Source organism: Ferrovum sp. (assembly GCF_027317285.1).
GTDB lineage: Bacteria > Pseudomonadota > Gammaproteobacteria > Burkholderiales > Ferrovaceae > Ferrovum.
Genome location: NZ_DAHVHV010000098.1, coordinates 1 through 3,267 on the forward strand (window position 1 = coordinate 1; position 3,267 = coordinate 3,267).

Here is a 3,267-nt window from a genome sequence, read left to right on the forward strand (position 1 = left end):
AAGCCAGGCTTGCCAAATCCATCAACCATTGCCACGGGCCTCTTCAGTTCCTGCGGTGGAAAAAAATCATCGGCCACTCCGTAATTCTCAGGATGGAGATTTTTCGACAACAGTCGATTACCGCCCTGTTTCACCAGCATCTCGAACTGCTTGATCGGAACGGGTCTGCCAAAAAGGTACCCTTGATAGTGATGGCAGCCGTAGGAAGAGAGGAGTTGTCGTTGCTCCTCCGTCCCTACCCCTTCGGCAATGACGTCAAGATTCAGACTACGTGCCATGGCAATGATGGTTTTCACAATCGTATTGTCGCTGTCCACGGCAAGGTCGCGTGTGAACGACATGTCGATCTTGAGTTGATCCAGCGGCAGCCGTTTCAGGTACTGCAAGGATGAATATCCGGTGCCAAAATCATCCATTGAAAATTGGATATTAATTTCGTTCAACATGTTCATGGTCGCAATAATGCCTTCTATGTCGTTGACCAGCATGCTCTCGGTCAGTTCCAGTTTGAGGCGCGTTGGATTGATGGCGTGGCGCCGTACGGCATCATGCACTCGATCCACAAAACCAGCCTGACGAAATTGTTTGGCGCTCACGTTCACGGCCAGGACAAGATCGCGAGTGGAACTCTCTCGTTCCCATGACTTCAGTTGTGCGCAAGCCGTTTCCAGCACCCAAAGGCCAATTGGAAGAATCAGGCCGGTTTCTTCTGCCAATGGAATGAATTGTAGGGGCGATACCATCCCGCGCAGAGGATGGTTCCATCGGATCAGTGCCTCAGCCCCAATTGGTCGATTCGAGTCGTCCACCTGGATTTGGTAATGCAACTGGAATTGCCGATTTCCAAGTGCCTTGCGTAATTCCCCCTCCAGTGAGAAACGGGCGCTGATCCTTTCCTGCATTTTTTCATCGAAGAAACGTACGGTATTGCGTCCAGCCTTTTTGGCCTGATACATGGCAATATCGGCCTGTTTCAGCAGTTCATCTGTCGCCAGCAAATGGCCTGTGAATAGCGTGGCTCCAATGCTGGCGGTACTGTGGTATTCATTCGTTTCAAGTTGATAAGGCTGGTTGAGGGATGTAAGTATTTTTTCACCAACGATCCTGACTTGTGTGGCCGCTTCCATCGGTTGCCCGCTCAAGGTTTCCAGCAAGATCACGAATTCGTCTCCCCCCAAACGAGCAACGGTATCCCCCTTCCTCACGCAGCAAATCAGGCGCTGCGCAATTTGCTGTAAATACAGGTCACCGACATGATGACCGAGCGTGTCGTTAAGGGACTTGAAATTGTCCAGGTCGATCAGCAATAATGCACCCTCCCTGCCAATTCGAGTATTGGAGGACAATGCCTGGTGGAGCCGTTCCATGAGTAGCCGACGATTGGGCAGATGAGTAAGTGGGTCGTAGAATGCCAGATTATTGATTTTTTCTTCTGATGTCTTGCGCTCGGTAATATCTTGAACAATGGCAATCCCCCCCATGATATTTCCATTGCAATCCCGGGAAGAGGCACAGGTCAATGCCAACCACAAGTCTGCATTGCAAAAAGGGGTACAGCAAAGGCCTTCATAATGCACGATTTGAGTTCCAAAAGCTTTTCTCAAGGTTGACGGCAACGCCTGATTATCGAGAAGCTTCATGTCCAGCCCGATAATACTTTCATTTTTTCTTTTCAGAATATCTACCAACCGATTGTTGCAATAGGTAATTACGAGGTCAGTGTCGTAGTGAAAGATTCCCACTGGCGAATAGTTCAGTAGCAGGCGGTAGCGTTCTTCACTTGCTCTAACGAATTCTTCGCGCTCGGTCGCTTCCAGACGCAATGTTATGTTGTCGCATATATTCCGGTTGATGCGTAGCAAACTCATGATCATGAAACAGAGGTACAACACCATTGCCATACCCAGCGCCATAAACAAACCTTCTCCCGAAGTGAATAAACGGATCGTGATGGGTACAACAACAGATACTGAAAATATAATGGCACTGATCAAATCGACTGAAAACGAGACCACTCCTCCCACCGTCATTCCAGCAAGCATAAGAATCAGGAATACCTGATGTTTTGGTTCATTGGCGGGAAATAGGAGCCAACCAGCCGCACCCCACACCTGGGAGGAAATCAGGATAACCAGGCGAAATCTTGTCAGTCGGTCAAGAGTTGTGGCAGCGTCAGCCGATGGATAACGTTGATAGATAATGATCTGTGAGGCACGTAAAAGCGATGCCAACACCATGAAGGAATACCAGGCAACAATTACATTGAAAGGAATGACTTCCCTCTGGACGTAGGCAAGAATTGTGGCGATGGATACGCTGGTAAGCAACGACACATTACTAACGGAAAGCAACTGTCTAAGTTGTGAGGATTGTATTTCCTTTTTATTTTTCAAGTCCTGATTATGTCTCTATCTCAGTGCGCACTGGATAACTGTACGGATATACAGTATTCTGACCTCTTGCGAAAACCGTTTGAGGTGAACCATGGCGATCAACAGTATCCAGTTCCAGAAGGGCTTGTCGATGAGTGAATTCATCGTGCGCTACGGGCGCGAGGACCAGTGCGAAGCCGCTTTCATCCAAGCACGCTGGCCGAACGGTTTCTGTTGTCCGCGCTGCCAGGCTCGGACGGCTTCGCAATTCCGCCGCGGCGGCCTGCTGACATGGCAGTGCAGTCATTGCCCACATCAGACCAGCCTGATCTCCGGAACGATGATGGAACACTCCCGACTGCCTTTTACCAAGTGGTTCTTGGCGATCTACTTGATCACGCAGTCGAAGACCAACATCGCAGCGCTCACGCTGCGCCGCCAACTTGGCATCTCGTGGCGGGCCGCCTGGTTGCTCAAGCACAAAGTCATGGAAGCCATGCGCCAACGCGAGGCCACAAAGCCCTTGCAGGGCGATGTCCGTATCGATGACGCTTACCTGGGCGGCGAACTGACCGGTGGTCGCGCCGGCCGCGGCTCCGACAACAAAGTGCCGTTCGTCGCGGCCCTGGAAGTGCACAACGGAAAACCCATGCGGGTGCGATTCGACCCGGTGAAGAACTTCTCGTTTGCGGCGTTGAAGCCCTGGGCCAGCATTGCACTTGCTCCGGACTGCACCGTGACCTCCGATGGACTGCTGGGGTTCGAGGTGGTCGAGCGACTGGGCTTTGCGCATCGCGTGGTGATCGCGCCCAAGGGCAAGGCGGGCACGGAGATCGAGCCCTTCCGCTGGCTCAATGTGGTGCTGGGCAACCTCAAGACCGCGCTGAGTGGAACA

General features: G+C 51.6%; 2 protein-coding genes. One reads left to right on the forward strand and one right to left on the reverse strand.

The features are described from left to right. On the reverse strand, nucleotides 1-2,393 hold a 2,393-nt coding region (locus tag M6F29_RS11530; protein ID WP_298160009.1), incomplete at its 3' end, for a putative bifunctional diguanylate cyclase/phosphodiesterase. A 91-nt stretch (nucleotides 2,394-2,484) separates the two neighbouring features. On the opposite strand from M6F29_RS11530, the gene M6F29_RS11535 reads away from it, so the two are divergent. Then, nucleotides 2,485-3,267: IS1595 family transposase (locus M6F29_RS11535; RefSeq protein WP_298160014.1), on the forward strand; the 783-nt coding region annotated here is incomplete at its 3' end.